The following is a 21,550-nucleotide window of genomic DNA, read 5'->3' as shown; positions in this document are numbered from 1 at the left end:
AGTCATCCCCTCACATTCTTCTAAAATTTAATCATTACCATAATTATACCTTATATTTACTTTTTAATAAATATTTTCTAAAAAATATTTTATTATTATCTAATTTTATGATTTATATACATTAAACATTACAAAATAATTTATGTCCATTATTCCTTAGCCATAGAATAGCATCATTATAATTGGGCATATATTTATAAACTTCTCCCCAAAATTTACTAGAATGATTCATATGAACTAAATGACATAACTCATGTATTATTACATACTCCATTACCCATTCTGGCGCTAGCACAATTCTCCAGTTAAAATTTAAATTATTTTTACTTGAACAACTTCCCCATCTAGTTTTTTGATCCTTAATTCTAAAATTATTATATTTAACTTTTATTTTATGAGAGTAATATTGAAGCTTTTCATTTATTATTTCCCTGCATATATATCTATACCACTGATTTAAAGCTTTACTTATTTCATTTTTATAATAAATTTCATTCATTTGTTCCGGTATATACATTTCTATATTTTTTCCCCTGATAAATATTTTTATTTTGCTATCTTTATATTTAATTTTCTTTACTTCATATTCTTTACCTAAAAACAAAAGCGTACTTTTACCTTTATTTTCATATTGCATACAATTTACTTTTTCCATTAATAAATTCATATTTGCACCTCCTTTTCTTTTTGCAGCATATTTTTTAATTTTTATATAATACTAAAAATAACATATATCTACTTTATATGATATAATAATTATTAACTTTATTAAAATAAGCGGAAAGGAGATATTTATGAAAAAATCTAATAGAGACGCATTTATAATCGGATTAGCACTTTTTGCTATGTTTTTTGGTTCAGGTAATTTGATATTTCCGCCATATTTAGGAAAAGCTGTTGGATCAAAATTTGTCATATCCATAATTGGTTTTATAATAACTGGAGTAGGTCTTCCTTTACTAGGCATTCTTGCTTGTGCAAAAATAAATGGTACATTTAAAGAAATGTCACTTAGAGTTGGAAAAATATTTTCTCTTATAGCTACTACTGGTATTATACTTGCTATAGGACCATTACTAGCTATACCAAGAACTGCTGCTACTACCTATGAACTTAGTATCAGCCCACTATTTCCAAACGTAGGGATTGTACCATGTATAATAATATATTTTATTATTAACTTAGCTTTTGTTCTTAAGCCATCATCAATAGTGGATAATATAGGAAAAATTTTAACCCCTATACTTTTATTACTATTATTAACTATAATAATTAAAGGAATTATTAGTCCTATAGGCGCAATTGTAAATACTAATTTTCAAAATGTGTTTTCTAATTCATTAATTGAAGGATATCAAACTATGGATGCTACAGCTTCTGTTATATTTGCATCTATCGTTTTATCTTCTGTAAAAGATAAAGGCTATACTAAAACATCAGATATTATAAAGATGACTTCAATAGCTGGTATAGTTGCAGTAGTAGGCCTTGGATTTATATATGGAGGTTTAATGTATCTAGGTAGCCAAACTTCCTCTATATTACCTGGCGACATATCTAAAACTGCATTAGTTACTGAAATAGTAACCAGAGTATTAGGATTCTCTGGCAATATTGTTCTTGGATTAGCTGTAGCACTAGCTTGTCTCACAACATCTATTGGTCTTACTTCTTCAGCAGCTAAATATTTTGAGGAACTTTCTAATGGTAAACTATCCTATACAGCTAACTCTATAATAATCTCCATATGGAGCATTTTAACTGCTACTATGGGTGTTGATAAAATTGTAGTTTTATCTGTTCCTATACTAAAAATATTATATCCTATAGTTATGGTACTTGTTATATTAACTTTATTTGGTATAGATAATCATAAGATTGTAGCCTCCACTGTATACACTACATTAGTTATAAGCATTCTTGATAATATATCACCTTTGGGTATTCATATAAAGTTTATAGAAGACTTTATCGCCTTAATACCTTTATCTAAGATAGGCTTTGTGTGGGTTGCACCTAGTATAATAGCATTTATTATATCTTATTTATATGTAAAAACAAAAAAAGCTTAAACTAAAAGCTAATGCTCTCATGCATTAGCTTTTTTTCATAGAAATTAAAGACCCCATACGTGTAACAATAATTCCTAAATAAACATAATTCCCACCATGTCGCTTAAATAGGTTATTTTTGAACCTGCACCTAGCAGGTGGGCATCTCCTTCTTGCTTCCCTGTTCCTAAGTAAAACTTAAGCATCAAATCCACAAAAAGAGTCCGATTCCCCTTCATCAATATGTTGGCTCAACATAAACCTATTTCCGCACACAGCAGGAATTATACTTCTTTATTTCAATTATATTATACTACAATTTAAATCATTTAGCATATATAATTTGATTATTTTTCTGAATTTTTTGTACATATTCCTAGTTCATTTAATTGAACTTCATCTACTATATTAGGAGCTTCTGTCATTGGGCAAAATGCATTTTGATTTTTAGGAAAAGCAACAACATCTTTAATATTTTCTGTTCCTGCTAAGAACATTATCATTCTGTCAAATCCAAATGCTAATCCTCCATGTGGTGGTGGACCATATTTGAATGCTTCAAGCAAGAATCCAAATCTTTCCCAAGCTTTTTCCTTAGTAAATCCTAATACTTCAAACATCTTTTCCTGAATACTAGATACATGTATTCTTATACTTCCTCCACCTAACTCTTCTCCATTTAGTACCATATCATAAGCTTTAGCTCTTACTCTTCCTGGATCTGAATCTAGATATTGAAGATCTTCATCCATAGGCATTGTAAATGGATGATGTTCTGCTTCCCATCTATTTTCTTCATCATTGTATGAAAGTAATGGGAACTCAGTAACCCATACAAATCTAAACTCTTTATTATCTTTTAATAATTCTAATTCTTTAGCTAAGTGTAATCTTAACTGGCCAAGACTTTGGAATACAACTTTATCCTTAGCATCTGAAACTATAAGGATTAAATCTCCTACCTTAGCATTCATTTTGTCTAGTATAGCTTTCATTTCATCTTCTGATAAGAATTTTGCTATTGGTGATTTTATTTCTCCTTCTTTGTAAGCTATCCATGCTAATCCCTTAGCTTTGAAAGTCTTTACAAAGTCAGTTAATTTATCTATCTGTTTTCTTCCCATGTCTGCACAATTTTCAGCCTTTATAGCACGTACAGAACCACCATTATCTAATGCATCTCTAAATACCTTAAATTCAGAATTTGCTACTACTTCACTAATGTTTTCTATTTCCATTCCAAATCTTAAATCTGGTTTATCACTACCGTACTTTTCCATAGCTATTCTGTAAGGCATTCTTTCCATAGGAAGCTTAACATCTACGTCTAATATAGTTTTAAATATATATTGAACTAATTTTTCATTTAAGCTCATTACATCCTCAGCTTCAACAAAAGACATTTCTAAATCTATCTGAGTAAATTCAGGTTGTCTATTTGCTCTTAAATCTTCATCTCTGAAACACTTAGCTATCTGGAAATACTTATCGAAACCTGACACCATAAGTAACTGCTTAAATAATTGTGGAGATTGTGGTAATGCATAAAACATTCCAGGGTAATTTCTACTTGGTACAAGATAGTCTCTTGCTCCTTCTGGAGTACTCTTAGTAAGTATTGGAGTTTCAACTTCTAAGAATCCCTGTGAATCCATAAAGTCTCTTACAGCTTTAGCAGCCTTATGTCTAATCATATATATTTTTTGCATATCGGGTCTTCTTAAATCCAAATATCTATATTTCAATCTTATATTCTCTGAAGCATCTAAATCTTCTTTTATATATATAGGTGGCGTTTCAGATTCAGATAATATTTTAATACTTTCACCTTTTAATTCAACCATTCCTGTTGGTAGGCTATCATTTGGTGATTCTCTTTTTACTATCTTTCCTGTAACTGCTATACAATACTCTGATTTAGCAGTATCAGCTTTTTCAAAAGCTTCTTTATTTATTGCTTCACCAAATACTACCTGAAGGATTCCTGTTCTATCTCTTAAATCTATAAAAATAAGTCCTCCTAGGTTTCTCTTTCTTTGAACCCAGCCCATTACAGTGAATGTGCTGTCTATATGGGATTCTCTAAGTTCGCCACACATTATGGTTCTTTTTAATCCCTTTAATGCTTCTCCCATTTCTTTTCCTCCTTTTATCAACCTGTATATATAAGTTGATAATTATTTAATTTTTATATTAACAGCAACCCTTAAGTCGCTCTAACTTTCTATTAATTAATAGAGCTTATTTAACTCTATAGTTTTTCTTTCAACCATTTCATCTGCTCTCTTATTGTATTCTATTACATCCTTTACATTTGGAACTCTTTCAAGTCTATTCTCATCTAAAAATACAACTTTAGTTACAGAATCAGCACCCATAGCAATAATAGTTTGCCTTTCCTCTATCATCTGTATATTATATATGCATTCCATTTTCGGTAATGAATACCCTACATTCTCCATATTACCTATCATGTTCTTTTGTCTATACATATAATAAGGGGTCATCCCTAGATCCTCTGCTAACTTTGAAGTTTCTTTATACATAAGATTTAATTCATTTTGATCTATGTTTTGCAAATGTTCTTTCATGTTTTCATGAAGTTTTGATCCTCTTTTTACAGATAAACCATGTACTGTTAAACTATCTGGCTTTAAACTTAATATTTCTTTACATGTGTTTTTTATCTGAGTTAATCTTTCCTTAGGTAACCCCACTATTATATCCATATTTATATTATTAAAGCCTAATTCTCTTGCCATTTTAAACTTCTCTATTACATCAGAAACAGTATGATTTCTTCCTATTAATTTTAAAGTATCTTCATTCATAGTTTGGGGATTTATGCTGATTCTATCTACCCTATATTTTTTCATAGTAGTAAATTTATTTTGGGTTAAACTGTCTGGTCTTCCACATTCTACAGTAAACTCTTTTATATTATTTCCACATATAAATTTATTATATATATTTTTCATAATATATTCAAATTGTTCATCATTCACTGCAGTAGGGGTACCACCTCCAAAATAGATGGTTTCCACATTTAAATCCTTTTCCCTTATAAACTTACTTATTTTCTCTATCTCATGTGTTAAAGAATGAATATAAGGTTCTACTATTTTTTTACAGGATGCAATAGGATTAGATGCAAAAGAGCAATACAAACATCTAGTAGGACAAAATGGCATTCCTATATATAAACTAATTGTATTTTGCTCTTTATTCACCATTCTTTTTTCTATTTTCCCAACTCTTATACAAAGCCTTGCTTTTTCCTCATTAGTTAAATGGTGATTATAAAAATAATCCACTATTTCATCTTCGCTTTTACCTTCATTTAATAAAGAAAGAGCTATTTTACTTGGTCTTATACCTACTAATGTCCCCCAGGGAAAATTTTTACCTGTTTTATCTCTTAAAAATATATAAACAGCTTTTTTTAATTCTTCCTTTATTTTACTAGCCTCTTCAATAAAAAACTCTTTACTCTCCTCTTTATCTCTTATAATAAACTTATCATCTTTTACTTCTACTTTATAATTCCAATTATCCTTTTGAAATACTAACTCATTAAAGGGATAAAAAAGATTAAACATTTGATATACATCATATCTATATTTTAAGTTACTTAAATCTATATTTATTATCATTTTATCTCCCTTATTTTAGTTCTTTTCTTTTAGAATGAAAGAAAAGGATTATATACTTTTTCATTCTTTATAGTAGTATGATCTCCATGTCCCGGAAGAACTATGGTATCTTGTGGTAAAACTAGTAATTTTCTTTTTATGCTATCTATTATAGATTCAAAACTTCCTCCTTCAAAGTCAGTTCTTCCTATAGAACCTGAAAATAATGTATCTCCAGTAAACACTACATTATCTATAATAAAGCACATACCTCCTAAAGTGTGTCCAGGAGTCTCTATACATTTTAATTTCATATTTCCAATAGTAAACATATCTCCTTCTTCTATCTGAATATCTGCCTTACCACAGTTTTCAGGAGTTCCAAACATATATCCACCATTCATAATTAACTTTTCATCTTTTTCATTTAAACATACTGGTACATTTAAAAATTCTCTAAGTTCAGCTACTGCTCCAGTATGATCAATATGGCCATGAGTAACAAATATATATTTTATATTGGCTCCTAATTTTTTAATTTCATCTTTTATAACAGCATATTCAGAACCTGGGTCTACCACTATTGCATCTTTGGTCTCCTCATCTATAACTATATAGCAATTAGCTGCATATACCCCTACAGGAATTCTTTGAATATTCATTTAATAATCCACTCCCATTAATTTTTAAAAAGTTTTCTTACTATCTAATAATATAGTAACAGGTCCATCATTTATTATAGTTACTTCCATATCCGCCCCAAATTCGCCTGTTTCTACATTACCTAATATATCTTTACACTGCTTTACAAATTCCTCATATAACACATTAGCCTCATCCCCACCTAATGCTTCTATGAAACTAGGTCTCTTTCCCTTTCTTACATCACCATATAATGTGAATTGGGAAACCACTAATAATTCTCCCTTTACATCTAAAAGAGATTTATTCATTTTTCCATCTTCATCTTCAAAAATTCTTAAATTTATAATCTTATCCTTTAAATAAGCTATGTCATCCTTTGTATCATCTTTACATATACCTAAAAGTACATTTAATCCTGCTTCTATGCTACCTATTACTTTTCCGTCTACTTGTACTTTAGATGATTTAACCCTTTGTACTACTGCTCTCAATTCAATTCCCCCTAATTTCTAGTTCTATATAGTTCATTAACTTTTTGAAAATCCACTAACGATTATTGACTTAAACTAATTTTTGGCTCTATATACCTCATTAACCCCATTTAATTTTCTTATTTTTTTCATTAAATCTTTAAGATGTTCTATATTGGGGATTCTTACTTTTATATTTATTATAGCGCCTTTTCCTTGCATATTCTTTGCATTTATAGAATATAAATTAGTTTTTGTCTGAGTAATAATATCCATAATTTCAGCAAGTAACCCATCTCTATCTTCTGACTTCACTTGTATTTCCGTAATATACGCCCCTGTACTTACTGTTCCCCAACTTACTTCAACTATTTTATTTTCTGTATCTTCCATAAGTAAAGCTACATTCTTACAATCCTTTCTATGAATAGATACTCCTCTTCCTTTAGTAATATATCCTATTATCTCATCGCCTGGAACAGGATTACAGCACTTAGAAAATCTAACTAAAACATTACTCAGTCCCTTAACTATAACTCCAGGACCTTTGCTCTTCTTTTTTTCATTTTGTTTACTATTTTTATTATTTATATTATTTATTATATCCTGAGTAGATAGTGGTGCCTTGTTTCCCTTCTCGTATTGTTCTCTTATTTTAGTAACAATATTAGAGGACATTAAGTCCCCAATACCTACTGAAGCATACAGGTCTTCTACAGAATTAAAATTATACTTTTTTAATACACAAATAAGTATTTCACCTTTAGCAATCTCACCAAAATTATATCCTTGCTTTTTAGCTTCTTTTTCTAAAAGCTCCTTACCTTTACTAGTATTTTCTTCTCTCTTAGCTTTTTTAAACCAGGATTTAATTTTACTTTTAGCCTGGTTACTCTTTACTACATTAAGCCAATCAATATTTGGACCTTTAGCAGTAGGTGAAGTTATTATTTCTACAATTTCACCAGTTTTTAAATGATAATCTAAAGGTACCATTTTATTGTTTACCTTAGCACCAATACACTTATTTCCTATATCTGTATGTATTTTATAAGCAAAATCTATTGGAGTTGCATCGCTAGGCAAATTAATAACTACACCTTTTGGAGTAAATACAAAAACTTCATCAGAAAACAAATCTATTTTAAAACCTTCCATAAATTCTGTTGCGTCAGAAGTTTCTCTTTGCCATTCTAGAATTTCTCTTAGCCAAGTCATTTTTAAATCTATGTTGTTTTCGTCAGTTTTACCTTCTTTATATTTCCAGTGAGCTGCAATACCGTACTCAGCTGTTTTATGCATTTCAAAGGTTCTTATTTGTATTTCAAAAGGCTTCCCTTGAGGCCCTATTACCGTTGAATGTAATGACTGATACATATTTGGCTTAGGCATAGCAATATAATCCTTAAATCTTCCTGGAATAGGTTTATACATAGTATGAACTATACCTAGTGCAGCATAACAATCCTTTACAGTATCTACAAGTATTCTTACCGCAGTTAAATCAAATATCTGCTCTAAAGTTTTATTCTTATTCACCATTTTTCTGTATATACTATAAAAATGCTTTGGTCTGCCTTCAATATCAGATTTTATACCGGATTTTTCAAGATTATCCTTTAGCTGATTTACTATCATTTTTATGTAGTCTTCTCTTTCAGCTCTTTTTTCTGCAATCATCTTTACTAAATCATAGTACTCATTTTGATTTATATATCTAAAAGCCAAATCCTCTAATTCCCATTTTATTTTTGAAATACCTAATCTATGTGCTAAAGGAGCATATATATCAAAAGTTTCTTTGGCCTTTTCTTTTTGCTTTTCTACAGGCATATATTTTAACGTTCTCATATTATGTAATCTATCTGCAAGTTTTATAAGTATAACCCTTACATCCTTAGCCATAGCAAGTAGCATTTTTCTTACATTATCCGCCTGTTGTTCTTCTTTAGTCTTATATTGAATTTTTCCAAGCTTAGTTACCCCTTCAACTAAATCTGCAACTTCGCTACTAAATTCCTTTTCTATATCTTCACGACTATATTGAGTATCCTCTACTACATCATGCAACAAACCTGCTACTATAGTACTTGTATCCATACCCATTTCTGCTAAAATACAAGCCACTTCAACAGGATGTATAATATAGGGTTCTCCTGATTCCCTTTTTTGATCATTATGTGCCTGAAAGGCAATATTATATGCTTTTTTTACTAGTTCTTTATCAACATTAATGCAATTTTTATCAATTTTATCCATTAACTTTTCAAGCATACTTTACTCTCCTAAAATCAATGGCTGGTTAATTAAACCAGCCATTATTTTTTTACTAACATTATATAATATTTTGTAGAAACTTGCAATTTATATTTTAACTATATATCATATTGTACAAGGGATAGCAAATCATATTTTTCTAACTTTGCTCTGCCTTTTAAATCTGTTAATTCTATTACAAAATCCATAGATACAACTTCTCCGCCCACATTTTCAACTAATTTTGCAACAGATTGTATAGTACCCCCAGTAGCAAGTAAATCATCGACAATTGCAACTCTTTGACCTGGTTTAATGGCATCTTTATGAATTTCTAATATATCAGACCCATATTCTAAATCGTAACTTACACCAATAGTTTCAGAAGGTAATTTTCCTTTTTTTCTAACTGGTACAAATGACGCCCCTAACGCATAGGCTACAGGTGTACCAAATAAAAATCCTCTTGCTTCTGGCCCAACAATTATATCCACATTTTTATCCTTAAGATGTTCTACTATTTTATCTATTGTAAACTTAAATGCTTCCTTATCATTTAGCAAAGTGGTTACATCTTTAAAGCTTATACCTTCCTTTGGAAATCCTTCTACTATCCTTATTTTTTCCTTTAAATTCATTATTAGTTCCCCCTAAAACTTTAAAAATATATTTATTTTACTGTTTTTAACCACCATATCACTATATATTAAAAACAATAATATATTTAACATAATTACATAATATATTATACATTATATTTATTTATTTTCTATGGATTCCAGTTATTTTAATTTCGTTTTTGAGATACTTAGCAATTTGCTCTGCTCTATCACTATTAGCAGTAGTAAAAAGTTCCACAGTTATTCTTGCATTATCCAATCCCCTTGAACTATTCCAACAAGGCATAATACTACTAACTAGTTTATTAGCATTTTCCAAATTTATATATTTAATATTATTGACCTTATTCAAAGCTTTTAAACCATAATTATTAGTGTAATTCATATGATATATCCCCTCATCTATCATAAGCTTATTTTCACCTATATAAGGTAAATGATTAGAAATAGTACCTAACATAACTAAATCTAAATACTTACTTATACATTTCATTTGATAATAAGAAGATATAGCTTGAACAAGCTTGTAGGCTACTCCTACACTAGATAGTTCCTTAAAAGGGTATGTACATCCACTTTGATTGGGGTTAATAACTACAGTCTTAGGTATTATACCATTAAAGGTATGATAATCAGTAATAATTACATCTATACCTAATTGCTTACACAGTTCCACCTGCTCATAAGAATTCATGCCACAGCCAACAGTTATCATTAAATCTGTTCCAAGAAATTTCACATGATTTCTTATAATATCTGCATTTATATTAAACTTGCCATTATCTCCATCAGATACAAAGTATTCTACATCCGCATTTAAATACTTTAACACCAAAAAAAGCAGAGAAACTGCCGTTATTCCATCTAAATCATAGCAGCCATATATAATTATTTTTTCTCTTTCATTTACAGCCTTAACTATTCTTTTTAATCCACAATCCATTCCATAAAGCAGAAAAGGATTATGATAAGTAGACAGCTTTGACAATTGCACAGTTCTACCTTTTTCTTCCATAACTTAATCCTCCAAAAAAATAAAAAAGCATATATATTATAATGTAAAATGCGAATTTTGACAAATACTTTAAATATTTTTTTAATAAATTAAAAAACCAAAGCACCTATATGCTCTGGTTTTTTATAAATATCTACAATTTTACGTAAAACTATACTTATTTTTTATTTTGTGGTTAAAACCTGTTTTGCACTCTTATTTTTAAGCATAACCCATAGTGGACTTGAAATAAATATTGAAGAATATGCTCCAGATACAATTCCAACTATTAATGGAGTAGCAAAGTCTCTTACAGATGGAACAAATACATATACAGATACAATAGTAAATAAAGTTGTAAGTACTGTATTTATAGATCTAGTCATAGTCTCAGTTATACTTATATTTGCTAATTCTACATCATTAGCTTTTCTCATTTTCTTAGAATTTTCTCTTATTCTATCGAAAACAACTATAGTATCATTTATAGAATAACCAACTATAGTAAGTATAGCAGCTATAAAACTTGAATTTACAGGAATTTGAAGTATAGCATAAACTGATACAGTTATTATAATATCATGTACTAAACCTAATATAGCAGCTAATGCAAACTTAAATTCAAATCTAAAACCAACATATATAAGCATAGCAAGGTTAGCAATAACTAATGCTAAAATTGCCTTTTGTCTTAATTCTTTTCCTACAGATGGTCCAATTCTCTGTTGAGAAAAATCTTTATCTTGTAATTTATACTTATTTTTCATTTCTTTAGACATAGATTCTACTTGTTCATCAGTTAATGAATTACTTCTTATCTCTAATTGTACTTCATTGGCAGTATTGGTTGCAGTATTAGTAGTATAATCTTTAGTGTATTTATTAATTATTGCTTCTACATCCTGCTTATTAAAATCTTTTTTCATATTTATCTGAACTAAGGTACCACCTTTAAAATCAATGCCATAATTTAATCCATTTTTAAACATACAAAAGAATCCTACAAGTATTATAATAAGAGAAATAGAGAACCATAGTTTTGTTTTTTCTATAATCTTTAATGTCTTCATATTATTCTACCCTCCTCTTAACACCAAAGGCTGCTAAACTATTTAACATCCCCATGTCTACGGCTAAGTTTAATAAAAATCTTGTAACAAATATTGCTGTAAACATACTTAATACTATACCTACCATTAAAGTGAGGGCAAAACCTTTAACTGGTCCTGTTCCTAAATTATATAATACTAAAGCTGCAATAATAGTGGTTATATTGGAATCAAGGATTGAAGATAATGCTCTATGGAAGCCTGCATCTACCGCAGATCTAACAGATTTGCCAGCTCTTAATTCCTCTCTTGTTCTTTCAAATATAAGTACATTAGCATCAACTGCCATACCTATTGTAAGCAAGAAACCAGCTATTCCTGATAACGTCAATGTAGCCTTCATAGAAACAAATGTTAACAATACCATTACTATATAAAGTACTAGTGCAATATCTGCAATAAGCCCAGGTACTCTATAATAAAGTAACATAAATAGAAATACTAAACCTACTCCTACCACTCCTGCCTTTACACTAAGAGGTAGAGCATTAGCTCCTAAAGTAGCTCCTACGGTTTTTACTTCAACAGGCTTTACAACTACAGGAAGTGCTCCTGACTTTATGATACCAGCCTGTCTTTTTGCTTCTTCTAATGTCTTGCTTCCTTCTATCATACCTTTACCATTTGGAATAACACTGTTTACTGTAGGGCTAGTTAATACTTTTTCATCCATATATATTGCTATAGTCTGACCAATAAACTTCTTAGTAGCTTCAGCAAATTTCTTTGTTCCTTCATCATTAAGTTCAAAACTTATTATAGGTTGATTGTTTTCAGGATTTATTTGTGCTACAGCATTTTTTACATCTTTTCCTGTAAGAATTACCTTTTGATCTGGTCCAACAAACTTAAGTTCTCCAGTCTTTCCCACAGTATCTATAACCTCTTTGGCATTATATACACCTGGTATTTCAAGTCTAATTCTTTTTTGACCTTCTCTTTGTACTACCGTTTCACTAACACCTAACTTATTAACTCTACTAGATAATAACTCTATAGTTCTTTCTACAGTAGCTGCATCTACTTTATCCGCTTGTATCTCTTCAACTAGAGATACACCTCCTTGAAGGTCAAGTCCTTTCTTTATTGTCTCGCTAAATGATTTAACTTTATATCCTGTGCCAAATACATTATTTATTCCATAAGTACCAGCATAAGCTAAAAACCCTATAACTAACACTGATAATATAAATAACACTGTACTTTTGCCAGTATTCTTTTTTCTCATCTTTATCCCCCTTCTTTTGTAGTTCTAAATTCTAAATGCGTACATTCCTTAGAATAAGTTCTAAGGAATTTTAACAACATACAACGATTATATAACTTTTGTAAAAAATAGTCAATATAAGTAAGTAACATACATACTTATATGTATATTGTTAATTTATTCCGACATAAATTTTGACTTTAAAGCTATGGCACATTCTATTCTCTTTTTCTGCATTTCACAACCTAATTTATAAGGCACATGCATATCCTTATTAAAATTATAATTGTTAGCCTGACATCCTCCGCTGCAATAGAATCTAGCCCAACATTCTTTACATGTTGGTTTAAAATAAATATTTGCTTCTTTAAAGTCTTTTTGAATTTCTTCTTTTAAGCCGTCCTCAAATACATTACCCATTTTGAAGTCTTCATTTCCTACAAATTGATGACAAGGATATATATCTCCTGATGGAGTTATTGCTACATATTCATGTCCAGCTCCACAACCAGATATTCTCTTATAAACACAAGGTCCTCCTTGAAGATCTATATTAAAATGATAGAACTTAAATTCATTTCCTTCTTCATGTCGTTTCACCATTTCTTTATAAAGCTTATCATATTGTTGAAATATTTTTGGTAAATCTTCTTCTCTTAAAGATAATGGATGTTCATCTGGTAATACTACTGGTTCAATTGATATTTCATCAAAGCCTTCATTTGCTAAATGCATAACATCTTCAAAGAAATCTAAATTGTTTCTTGTAAAGGTTCCTCTAGCATAGTATTGCTTATCTTTATCCCTAATACTAACCATTTCTTTTATTTTTGGTAATATAGCGTCATAGGATCCGCTACCATCAACTCTTATTCTAACGTCATCATTAACCTTTTTTCTTCCATCTATGCTTAATACTATATTTCCCATGTTTTTATCTAAATAATCCATTATTTCATCATTTAGTAAAGTGGCATTTGTTGTCATAGTAAATCTAATAGTTTTATTATGTACTTTTTCTTGCTCTTTTGCATATTCAACTATTTCTTTTACTGTATCAAAAGCCATTAAAGGCTCTCCTCCGAAAAGATCCACTTCTATATGCTTTCTTGGACCGGAAGCCTTTATTACAAAATCAATAGCCTTCTTTCCAACTTGTGCAGACATAATTTCTCTTTTACCTTTATATTCACCTTCATCTGCAAAACAATATTTACAACGAAGATTACAATCATGGGCTATATTTAGGCATAGAGCTTTAATAAAGGAAGCACCTTGTCCTGCTTTTAATCCTATATCTTCATATAAATCCTTTGAATATAGTACTCCTTCTTCTATAAGCTCTTTTAATTCTTCATAAGCTTCAACTATATCCTTTTCCTCATACTTGTTATGGAATTCTTTAATAACTTCTTTTATATCCTTTAATCCATTTTCTTCAACTATACTATATACTAATTTATCTACTATATGTACTGCTCCTGAATTTACATCTATAATGTAGTAATCTCCATCTTGGATAAACTTATGAATATCCGCCACTTTCTTTTCCTCCCAACTAATTTACAACTAAATTTAAAGCAGTAACTTAAAGTTACTGCTTTTTATACTAATTTTCGCAAGCTAAATTTGCAACTGTACAAGAAGTTTTACATGCTGACTGGCATGAGTTTGCACATTCCTTACAGCCTGGTTTCTTTAAGCTGTCTTTTATATTTGATTTGTTAATAGTTTTTATATGTTTCATTTAAACTCCTCCATTCCTCTAGGCTATTTCGGTTTGATTATAACACAAAACAATAATAAAATAAAGTAAATATTAAATATTTATACCTAGCATTCCAGATAATGCTCCTACTGCTAATGCTAATAAAACCCTTACTATTCCCCTGTATTGCAAATCAGGGGAATTCCCTGCTATTAATGATACTACATAGATTATTAGCATATACATCATAGCAACGATTAATCCTGTAAGCCATCCATTTTTATTAATTTTACGTACTGCATATATACTTCCATACATTATACTTAATACTGTAGTAGCTAAATAAAATATAGCATTAGTTTTTTCTCCGATGTCTACAAAGCTCATTATAATTGCATATACAATCATAAATATTACCGTTATAATGGTACTTCTTAGCACACCGTATCCTATAGGTAAAAAATTGGTTTTTTCCATATATAAAACACCTCCTATATATTACTATTTATGTAAAAAAGAGGTGTTTTATGATTGAAGAAAAAAATTTATAAATTAACTTCAAGTATTTAATTTTCTTTAAATTCTACTCCGCCATTTTTTTCATTGTTTTCTCCAACTTCTTCTTTTACTTCTGCTTCTTCTTTATGCTTATTTTCTTTTTTGGTTTCTTTCTTTTCCTCATTCTCCTCTACAGTTGAAGGATTTAGAATAGAAAGAACTCCATTTTTATCTAACTTTATCCTTGCTCTACTTGGTCCTGTTTCTAAAATTATAAATGTATCATGTATATTTATAACCTTTCCAAGTATTCCGCCCTTTGTTATAATCTCGTCATTTACTTTTAGAGACTCTAACATACCCTTATATTTTTTCTTTCTTTTATTCTCTGGTATATATACAATTATATAGAAGAATAATAACATTAAAACAAAAGGTAAAAATAAACTTAAAGCCCCACCTTGTGGATTAGCTGCAGCTATAGTTAAAGTTTCTCCAAATATTGTCATACAATCACCTCCCCTCATAGTATAAGTTTATAAGCACTTTATCAAAGTGTAAAGTAAAATTTTCCAACTTAATGTAAAAAATTTATTAACTTTAAAATTTAGATATCACTAAATTAAGCTTTTCCTCCCCATTCCTTTAACTTTCTTTCTTTAAATTCTGGGAAGTAATCTCCATCTATAGCATCTCTAATTTCTTGCATAAGATTATTATAGAAATACAAATTATGTAAAACACAAAGTCTCATAGCTAACATTTCTTTTGCTTTAAATAAATGTCTAATATATGCTCTAGAATAATGCTTACATGCTGGACATTGGCATCCTTCATCTATAGGTCTTCCATCTAACTCAAATTTAACATTCATTAGATTAATCTTACCTTCCTTAGTGAAAACATGACCATGTCTTCCATTTCTTGCTGGAAGAACGCAATCAAAGAAGTCTACTCCTCTATCCACAGCTTCTAATATATTACTTGGAAGTCCTACTCCCATTAAATATATTGGCTTATCTTCTGGTAGGTGAGGAACTACTGCATCTATTATTCTATACATTTCTTCATGAGTTTCTCCTACAGCAAGACCTCCTATAGCATATCCATCTAAATCCATTTTAGCTATAGTCTTAGCATGTTCTATTCTTATATCATCATAGGTCCCACCTTGGTTTATTCCAAAAAGCATCTGCTTTTTATTTATTGTATCTGGTAAAGAATTTAATCTATCCATTTCAATTTTACATCTTTCAAGCCATCTTGTAGTTCTAGCTACAGAGTTTTCTACATACTCCCTAGTAGAAGGATTAGGAATACATTCATCAAAAGCCATCGCAATAGTAGATGCTATATTGCTTTGTATTTGCATACTTTCCTCTGGTCCCATAAATATTTTTCTTCCATCTATATGAGAATTAAAGTACACTCCCTCTTCCTTTATTTTCCTTATACCTGCAAGAGAAAATACCTGAAATCCACCTGAGTCTGTTAAAATAGGTCTATCCCAATTCATAAATTTATGAAGACCACCCATTTGTTTTATCACCTTATCTCCAGGTCTTAAATGAAGATGGTATGTATTTGAAAGTTCTACTTGGCAGCCTATTTCTTTTAGATCTATAGAAGAAACAGCCCCTTTAATAGCTCCTAAAGTTCCTACATTCATAAATACAGGGGTTTGTATTGTTCCATGAGGTGTAGTAAATTCTCCCCTTCTTACCTTTCCACATTTTTTAATTAGTTTATACATATGTACGCTCCTTTCTACTTAATAAACATAGCGTCACCAAAGCTGAAGAATCTATATTTATCTTTTACCGCTATATTATACGCATTTATTATTTTATCTCTTCCACTTAATGCACTTACTAACATAACTAAAGTTGACTGTGGAAGATGGAAATTAGTAATTAAAGCATCTACAATTCTAAATTTGTATCCTGGATAAATAAATATATCTGTCCATCCTGATTGTTCCCTCACTTCTCCAGCTTCATTACCTATAGTTTCAAGAGTTCTACATGAAGTTGTTCCTACTGCTATAACTCTTTTTCCTGCTTTCTTTGTATTATTTATAAGTTCTGCGGTTTCTTTTGTCATTCTATAATACTCTGAATGCATATGGTGTTCTTCTATTTCTTCTACTTTTACTGGTCTAAAAGTTCCAAGTCCTACGTGTAATGTTAAAAAGGCTAAATTTATTCCTTTATCTTTTATTCTTTGTAAAAGTTCTTCTGTAAAATGAAGTCCTGCTGTAGGTGCCGCTGCTGATCCTTGCTCTTTAGAATATACAGTTTGATACTGTTCCTTATCCTCTAGTTTTTCCTTTATATATGGAGGAAGTGGCATTTGTCCTAGTCTATCTAAAACCTCTTCAAAAATGCCCTCATACTCAAACTTAACTATTCTACTTCCTTCTTCTCCAATATCTATTACTTCTGCTTTTAACTCTCCTTCTCCAAAGGAAAATTTAGTTCCTATTTTAGCCCTTTTCCCTGGCTTAACCAACGTTTCCCATGTGTCTTTATCTATTCTTTTTAAAAGCAAAAATTCAATTTTTCCATGAGTATCTTCTTTTTCTCCTATTAATCTAGCTGGCAATACTCTAGTATCATTAAGTACAAGACAATCCCCTGGATTTAAATAATCTATTATATCTTTAAATATTTTATGTTTAATTTCACCACTTTCCCTATCTAAGACCATAAGTCTTGCTTCATCTCTTTTTTCTAATGGACATTGTGCTATTAATTCTTCTGGTAAATAGTAATCAAAATCTTTTGCTTGCATAGTTCCAACTCCTTTGTATGATTAAAAAAATAACTGAATTAATCAGTTATCAATTTCCATTGAACACTGCTCTATATCGAGCCTATCTCTCTTAATTCTTTTAAAGTGTGCATATGCTTTATCTGTAGCCATTCTTCCTCTTGGAGTTCTTATTATAAAACCTTTTTGTAGGAGATATGGTTCATATACATCCTGAATCGTGTCTAATTCTTCACCAATAAAATAAGAAAGGGTTTCTATTCCTACAGGCCCTCCTTCAAAATTATCTATAATTGCAGTTAAAATCTTATTATCTATATTGTCAAACCCTTCTCTATCTATTTCTAAAAGTTCCATGGCATCTTTAGCAGTTTTTAAGTCTATAACTCCATTTCCTTTTACAAGAGAAAAATCTCTAACTCTTTTTAAGATTCTATTAGCTATTCTTGGTGTACCCCTAGACCTCATAGCTAATTCATACGCTGCCTCTTCTTCTATATCTATGTTTAATATTCCTGCAGATCTTACAATTATTTCTTTTAATTCGTCTTCTTCATAAAATTCCATAGGACATAGCACTCCAAATCTATCTCTTAATGGAGATGTCAACAATCCTACCCTTGTAGTAGCTCCTAGAAGAGTAAATTTGGGCAAATCTAATCTAATAGATTTTGCAGAAGCTCCCTTTCCTATTACTATGTCCAAAGCATAATCCTCCATAGCAGGATAAAGTATTTCTTCTACGGTCCTATTTAATCTATGAATTTCATCTATAAATAGCACATCATAATCACTAAGACTTGTTAAAATTGCAGCTAAATCTCCTGCTCTTTCTATAGCAGGCCCTGAAGTAATTTTTAAATTACCACCCATTTCTCTTGCAATTATATTAGCTAATGTTGTCTTTCCAAGACCCGGAGGACCATAAAGCAGAACATGATCTAGTGCTTCATCTCTCATTTTAGCAGCTTTTATAAAAATATCTAACTTTTCTTTTACCTTTTTTTGTCCTATATATTCCTTAAGCCTTTGTGGTCTTAAGCTATATTCCATATCGTTATCTTCTTCTATATTTGAAGGGGTAACAAATCTATCATCCATTATATTACTCCTTTCAATTCATTAAAAATTTCAAACAATCTTTTATTATTCCTTCTAGTGAACTATTTTTATCTACTGCTTTTAATGCATTGTTAGCTTCTTTCTCTGAGTAACCTAAAGAAATCAATGCACCTAATGCTTCTGAAGATCTATCTATAATTTCACTATTTTCTTCTAATTGTGCTTTTACTTCTCCTGATAAATCATCCTTTTTCAGTTTGTCCCCAAGTTCCAGTATAATCCTTTGAGCAGTTTTTTTACCTATACCTGGAGCTCTGGTTAAAGTTTTTTCATCTGAAGTAAGAATAGCATACTTTAAATTTAAAATACTACTTATAGAAAGCAATGATAAAGACGCTTTAGCACCTACTCCATTTATAGTTAATAAAAGATTAAACATATCTCTTTCTTCTTTAGTATAAAAACCATATAACCCCATAAAATCTTCTCTAACTATTTGCTGTAAATATAGTTTTACTTCTTCATCTATCTTTGGCATACTAGCTAAAGTATTTCCAGAAGTATATATTTTATAGCCTATACCATTATTTTCTACCACTATATAGTCTTTATTTATTCCTCTAAAGACGCCTTTTATGTACTCATACATATAAATTTCAGCCCCTTGTTATAATAAATTATCACCTATTACTTTACCATTATAAGAAACTTTATTCAATAAAAAAAACCTTAAGGATTATTAATCATAATCCTCAAGGCGTGATAAAGCTTCCTCTCGTGTATTACATTGAAAATATCTATTACCATTAGTTAAAAGATTTATATCTTGTTCCTTCAGATTATCAATCTTTTTAGTTGTTACATCCTTTGCCTCATCTTCAATATACATTTCTCCTGTACTATCTGTTCTGAAAATGGCTATGTAATCTCCCTTTATACCCAAAACATATTTATTAGGTGAATATTTGTCTACTTCTTTTACTAATACAATTTTTGCTGACGATGCTTCTTCTAATTTATAATCTTCTTTTTTATATCTTTCCTCAAGTGTATTTCTTGTTTTTTCCTTTATATTTTTGCCCTTTTCTGCTTTTTCTGTAATTTTATCTCCACTCTTTTTATATCTAATCTGAAACACAATAGAAGTCTCAGGATATATTTTTTCGTCTGCGTTACCCTGCACAGCTATTTTTTCCATTTCATCATTTACATTATTTACTTGTATTTTGTCATCTCTATTTTCTTTATTGTTGCTCTTTATTTTATCTATAGCTATATAATAACTTAAGCTAAATATAATAGCACAAACCATAATAACTAAAACAATATATATTCTTTTTTTATTTTTTAATTCCATACTATCCCTCCTAACTTAATTATTGTCGCTTATTGAAGTTTTTATACAGAAATTTTTAAAACTATTTAAAATTTTATAATTTCCTTAAAGATAAAAAAGCATACATAGATTTGACTTGTCTAAATCTACATACGCTTCATTGTAATTCGTTAACCCATTTTACATAAAAATACTAATTATGATATACTTACTTATGAAAGTTTTCAATATTTACATTAACTTTTCATTCTATAAAATATAAGATAAAACTTCATTATTAGTGCAAATTCACAGCTAACCAGCACCAACATTTTGTATTATATAGAAGTAATTCTATATAGTTTTATATTAGGGGGAATAAAAATGCATTATAAAAAAAGACTATTATTATTTTTTATGACAATTATTATAGGCACCCTATTAATAGGATGCGCTGACACTTCTATGAATATACTTTACAATAATAACAGTGAAATAGCTAAGGACTATAATTCTTTTTCACTAAATAGGTGTGAAGAAACAGTAGATAAAAATGTGTATAAAGGAAGACTAAAGCTAACTGGACACATAATTATATGGGATTATGAAAGTGATAAAGACTTGGATTTAGAAGTACCTTATAAGCTATTGGTAAAAAAAGGTAAAGCTAAAATTGTTTTAATATCACCAGATAATAAAGTTATTACTCTTATTGAGAATACAGCAAAATCTTCAAACAAAGAAAATACTTCTATAAAATTACCAATTAAAAAGGGAAATAATCGTATAAAGCTAGTTGGTTTTGATAACGCAGATATTCAAGCTGAATTACATATAGATAGGGGTACATTCAGTAAAAGAAGTTTTTAGTAACATAAAAAAACGAGCCTGTGAAAAAAAGTCTGTAAATTACAAAATATAGCAGCTTTCTATGATAAAATATAAATATCATAGGAGGCTGTTTTGTTATGGGTAAAAGAAAAGAAAGATTAACAGAGGGAAAAAAGAATATTATTGCTGATTTAATTAGGGAGTATGACATTCAATCTGCTGAGGACATTCAAGACGCATTAAAAGACCTTCTTGGAGGTACTATTGAAAGCATGCTTGCAGCTGAGATGGATAACCATTTAGGGTATTCTCCATATGAGCGTACTGATGTAGAAAATGCACGCAATGGAAAGAAACAAAAAACTATTCGTAGTAAATAT

22 protein-coding genes and 1 other RNA gene are annotated in these 21,550 nt (G+C 29.7%); 3 read left to right on the top strand and 20 right to left on the bottom strand.

Going from position 1 to position 21,550, the window contains the following annotated elements; all coding sequences use genetic code 11:
- Positions 1–121: 121 nt before the first annotated feature.
- A complete protein-coding gene (locus T514_RS24895; protein WP_051542120.1) occupies positions 122–667 on the bottom strand; it encodes a M48 family metallopeptidase in 546 nt (181 codons plus the stop codon).
- A gap of 127 nt (positions 668–794) precedes the next feature.
- Between T514_RS24895 and brnQ the strand changes: the two genes are divergently transcribed.
- Positions 795–2,072, top strand: coding sequence for a branched-chain amino acid transport system II carrier protein (gene brnQ, locus T514_RS0117400; RefSeq protein ID WP_027625924.1), 1,278 nt, complete (start codon positions 795–797; stop codon positions 2,070–2,072).
- A gap of 84 nt (positions 2,073–2,156) precedes the next feature.
- Here the strand turns inward: brnQ and ssrS are convergent.
- From ssrS to T514_RS0117305, 19 genes are all read right to left on the bottom strand, one after another.
- Positions 2,157–2,338, bottom strand: a non-coding RNA gene (ssrS, locus tag T514_RS26280) — 6S RNA.
- Between the two features lie 60 nt (positions 2,339–2,398).
- On the bottom strand, positions 2,399–4,186 hold the full coding sequence (aspS, locus tag T514_RS0117390; RefSeq protein WP_027625923.1) for an aspartate--tRNA ligase: 1,788 nt from the start codon (positions 4,184–4,186) through the stop codon (positions 2,399–2,401).
- A gap of 96 nt (positions 4,187–4,282) precedes the next feature.
- Positions 4,283–5,704: a coproporphyrinogen III oxidase gene (locus tag T514_RS0117385; protein WP_027625922.1), complete on the bottom strand. Its 1,422-nt coding sequence runs from the start codon at positions 5,702–5,704 to the stop codon at positions 4,283–4,285.
- Between the two features lie 29 nt (positions 5,705–5,733).
- Positions 5,734–6,345 carry an MBL fold metallo-hydrolase gene (locus T514_RS0117380; protein ID WP_027625921.1) on the bottom strand — a complete coding sequence of 204 codons (612 nt, stop codon included), beginning with the start codon at positions 6,343–6,345 and terminating at the stop codon, positions 5,734–5,736.
- Between the two features lie 24 nt (positions 6,346–6,369).
- Positions 6,370–6,819 (bottom strand): D-aminoacyl-tRNA deacylase, encoded by a 450-nt coding sequence (dtd, locus tag T514_RS0117375; RefSeq protein ID WP_027625920.1) that lies wholly within the window; start codon positions 6,817–6,819, stop codon positions 6,370–6,372.
- Positions 6,820–6,894: 75 nt separating this feature from the next.
- Positions 6,895–9,072 carry a RelA/SpoT family protein gene (locus T514_RS0117370; protein ID WP_027625919.1) on the bottom strand — a complete coding sequence of 726 codons (2,178 nt, stop codon included), beginning with the start codon at positions 9,070–9,072 and terminating at the stop codon, positions 6,895–6,897.
- A 101-nt stretch (positions 9,073–9,173) separates the two neighbouring features.
- A complete protein-coding gene (locus T514_RS0117365; protein ID WP_027625918.1) occupies positions 9,174–9,692 on the bottom strand; it encodes an adenine phosphoribosyltransferase in 519 nt (172 codons plus the stop codon).
- A 124-nt stretch (positions 9,693–9,816) separates the two neighbouring features.
- The gene (locus tag T514_RS0117360) at positions 9,817–10,689 is read right to left on the bottom strand and encodes a DHH family phosphoesterase (RefSeq protein ID WP_027625917.1); all 873 of its coding nucleotides are present in this window, start codon (positions 10,687–10,689) and stop codon (positions 9,817–9,819) included.
- A gap of 164 nt (positions 10,690–10,853) precedes the next feature.
- A complete protein-coding gene (gene secF, locus T514_RS0117355) occupies positions 10,854–11,738 on the bottom strand; it encodes a protein translocase subunit SecF (RefSeq protein ID WP_027625916.1) in 885 nt (294 codons plus the stop codon).
- A gap of 1 nt (position 11,739) precedes the next feature.
- A complete protein-coding gene (gene secD / locus T514_RS0117350; RefSeq protein WP_027625915.1) occupies positions 11,740–13,005 on the bottom strand; it encodes a protein translocase subunit SecD in 1,266 nt (421 codons plus the stop codon).
- Positions 13,006–13,161: 156 nt separating this feature from the next.
- Entirely contained in the window at positions 13,162–14,526 is a 1,365-nt protein-coding gene (gene scfB / locus T514_RS0117345; protein ID WP_027625914.1) for a thioether cross-link-forming SCIFF peptide maturase, read from the bottom strand.
- 67 nt (positions 14,527–14,593) lie between these two features.
- Complete coding sequence (gene scfA / locus T514_RS24890) at positions 14,594–14,731, bottom strand: six-cysteine ranthipeptide SCIFF (protein ID WP_034869559.1); 138 nt, start codon at positions 14,729–14,731, stop codon at positions 14,594–14,596.
- Between the two features lie 72 nt (positions 14,732–14,803).
- Positions 14,804–15,169, bottom strand: a complete 366-nt coding sequence (locus T514_RS0117335) for a TIGR04086 family membrane protein (RefSeq protein WP_027625913.1) — start codon at positions 15,167–15,169, stop codon at positions 14,804–14,806.
- 89 nt (positions 15,170–15,258) lie between these two features.
- On the bottom strand, positions 15,259–15,699 hold the full coding sequence (yajC, locus tag T514_RS27405; protein ID WP_084284697.1) for a preprotein translocase subunit YajC: 441 nt from the start codon (positions 15,697–15,699) through the stop codon (positions 15,259–15,261).
- 113 nt (positions 15,700–15,812) lie between these two features.
- Positions 15,813–16,943 (bottom strand): tRNA guanosine(34) transglycosylase Tgt, encoded by a 1,131-nt coding sequence (gene tgt / locus T514_RS0117325; RefSeq protein WP_027625912.1) that lies wholly within the window; start codon positions 16,941–16,943, stop codon positions 15,813–15,815.
- Positions 16,944–16,957: 14 nt separating this feature from the next.
- Positions 16,958–17,983, bottom strand: coding sequence for a tRNA preQ1(34) S-adenosylmethionine ribosyltransferase-isomerase QueA (gene queA / locus T514_RS0117320; RefSeq protein WP_027625911.1), 1,026 nt, complete (start codon positions 17,981–17,983; stop codon positions 16,958–16,960).
- A 42-nt stretch (positions 17,984–18,025) separates the two neighbouring features.
- Entirely contained in the window at positions 18,026–19,063 is a 1,038-nt protein-coding gene (gene ruvB, locus T514_RS0117315) for a Holliday junction branch migration DNA helicase RuvB (RefSeq protein WP_027625910.1), read from the bottom strand.
- Between the two features lie 13 nt (positions 19,064–19,076).
- Positions 19,077–19,673 carry a Holliday junction branch migration protein RuvA gene (gene ruvA, locus T514_RS0117310; RefSeq protein ID WP_027625909.1) on the bottom strand — a complete coding sequence of 199 codons (597 nt, stop codon included), beginning with the start codon at positions 19,671–19,673 and terminating at the stop codon, positions 19,077–19,079.
- 90 nt (positions 19,674–19,763) lie between these two features.
- Positions 19,764–20,381: a hypothetical protein gene (locus T514_RS0117305; RefSeq protein ID WP_027625908.1), complete on the bottom strand. Its 618-nt coding sequence runs from the start codon at positions 20,379–20,381 to the stop codon at positions 19,764–19,766.
- Between the two features lie 342 nt (positions 20,382–20,723).
- Here T514_RS0117305 and T514_RS0117300 point away from each other — a divergent pair, with 342 nt between their 5' ends.
- The gene (locus T514_RS0117300) at positions 20,724–21,209 is read left to right on the top strand and encodes a hypothetical protein (RefSeq protein WP_027625907.1); all 486 of its coding nucleotides are present in this window, start codon (positions 20,724–20,726) and stop codon (positions 21,207–21,209) included.
- Between the two features lie 98 nt (positions 21,210–21,307).
- The coding region (locus T514_RS0117295) for a transposase (RefSeq protein WP_027625906.1) at positions 21,308–21,550 on the top strand (243 nt) is incomplete at its 3' end.

It is taken from the genome of Clostridium lundense DSM 17049, from assembly GCF_000619945.1.
Lineage (GTDB): Bacteria > Bacillota > Clostridia > Clostridiales > Clostridiaceae > Clostridium_AO > Clostridium_AO lundense.
The sequence above is the reverse complement of the archived record's forward strand: the minus strand, read 5'-3'. Positions and strand labels throughout refer to the sequence as shown.

Bases quoted from the DNA above. Each gene is read 5' to 3' on its own strand.
- T514_RS24895 (WP_051542120.1), bottom strand. From the start codon at position 667: ATGAATTTATTAATGGAAAAAGTAAATTGTATGCAATATGAAAATAAA.
- brnQ (WP_027625924.1), top strand. From the start codon at position 795: ATGAAAAAATCTAATAGAGACGCATTTATAATCGGATTAGCACTTTTT.
- aspS (WP_027625923.1), bottom strand. From the start codon at position 4,186: ATGGGAGAAGCATTAAAGGGATTAAAAAGAACCATAATGTGTGGCGAA.
- T514_RS0117385 (WP_027625922.1), bottom strand. From the start codon at position 5,704: ATGATAATAAATATAGATTTAAGTAACTTAAAATATAGATATGATGTA.
- T514_RS0117380 (WP_027625921.1), bottom strand. From the start codon at position 6,345: ATGAATATTCAAAGAATTCCTGTAGGGGTATATGCAGCTAATTGCTAT.
- T514_RS0117370 (WP_027625919.1), bottom strand. From the start codon at position 9,072: ATGCTTGAAAAGTTAATGGATAAAATTGATAAAAATTGCATTAATGTT.
- T514_RS0117365 (WP_027625918.1), bottom strand. From the start codon at position 9,692: ATGAATTTAAAGGAAAAAATAAGGATAGTAGAAGGATTTCCAAAGGAA.
- T514_RS0117360 (WP_027625917.1), bottom strand. From the start codon at position 10,689: ATGGAAGAAAAAGGTAGAACTGTGCAATTGTCAAAGCTGTCTACTTAT.
- secF (WP_027625916.1), bottom strand. From the start codon at position 11,738: ATGAAGACATTAAAGATTATAGAAAAAACAAAACTATGGTTCTCTATT.
- secD (WP_027625915.1), bottom strand. From the start codon at position 13,005: ATGAGAAAAAAGAATACTGGCAAAAGTACAGTGTTATTTATATTATCA.
- scfA (WP_034869559.1), bottom strand. From the start codon at position 14,731: ATGAAACATATAAAAACTATTAACAAATCAAATATAAAAGACAGCTTA.
- T514_RS0117335 (WP_027625913.1), bottom strand. From the start codon at position 15,169: ATGGAAAAAACCAATTTTTTACCTATAGGATACGGTGTGCTAAGAAGT.
- yajC (WP_084284697.1), bottom strand. From the start codon at position 15,699: ATGACAATATTTGGAGAAACTTTAACTATAGCTGCAGCTAATCCACAA.
- tgt (WP_027625912.1), bottom strand. From the start codon at position 16,943: ATGTATAAACTAATTAAAAAATGTGGAAAGGTAAGAAGGGGAGAATTT.
- queA (WP_027625911.1), bottom strand. From the start codon at position 17,983: ATGCAAGCAAAAGATTTTGATTACTATTTACCAGAAGAATTAATAGCA.
- ruvB (WP_027625910.1), bottom strand. From the start codon at position 19,063: ATGGATGATAGATTTGTTACCCCTTCAAATATAGAAGAAGATAACGAT.
- ruvA (WP_027625909.1), bottom strand. From the start codon at position 19,673: ATGTATGAGTACATAAAAGGCGTCTTTAGAGGAATAAATAAAGACTAT.
- T514_RS0117305 (WP_027625908.1), bottom strand. From the start codon at position 20,381: ATGGAATTAAAAAATAAAAAAAGAATATATATTGTTTTAGTTATTATG.
- T514_RS0117300 (WP_027625907.1), top strand. From the start codon at position 20,724: ATGCATTATAAAAAAAGACTATTATTATTTTTTATGACAATTATTATA.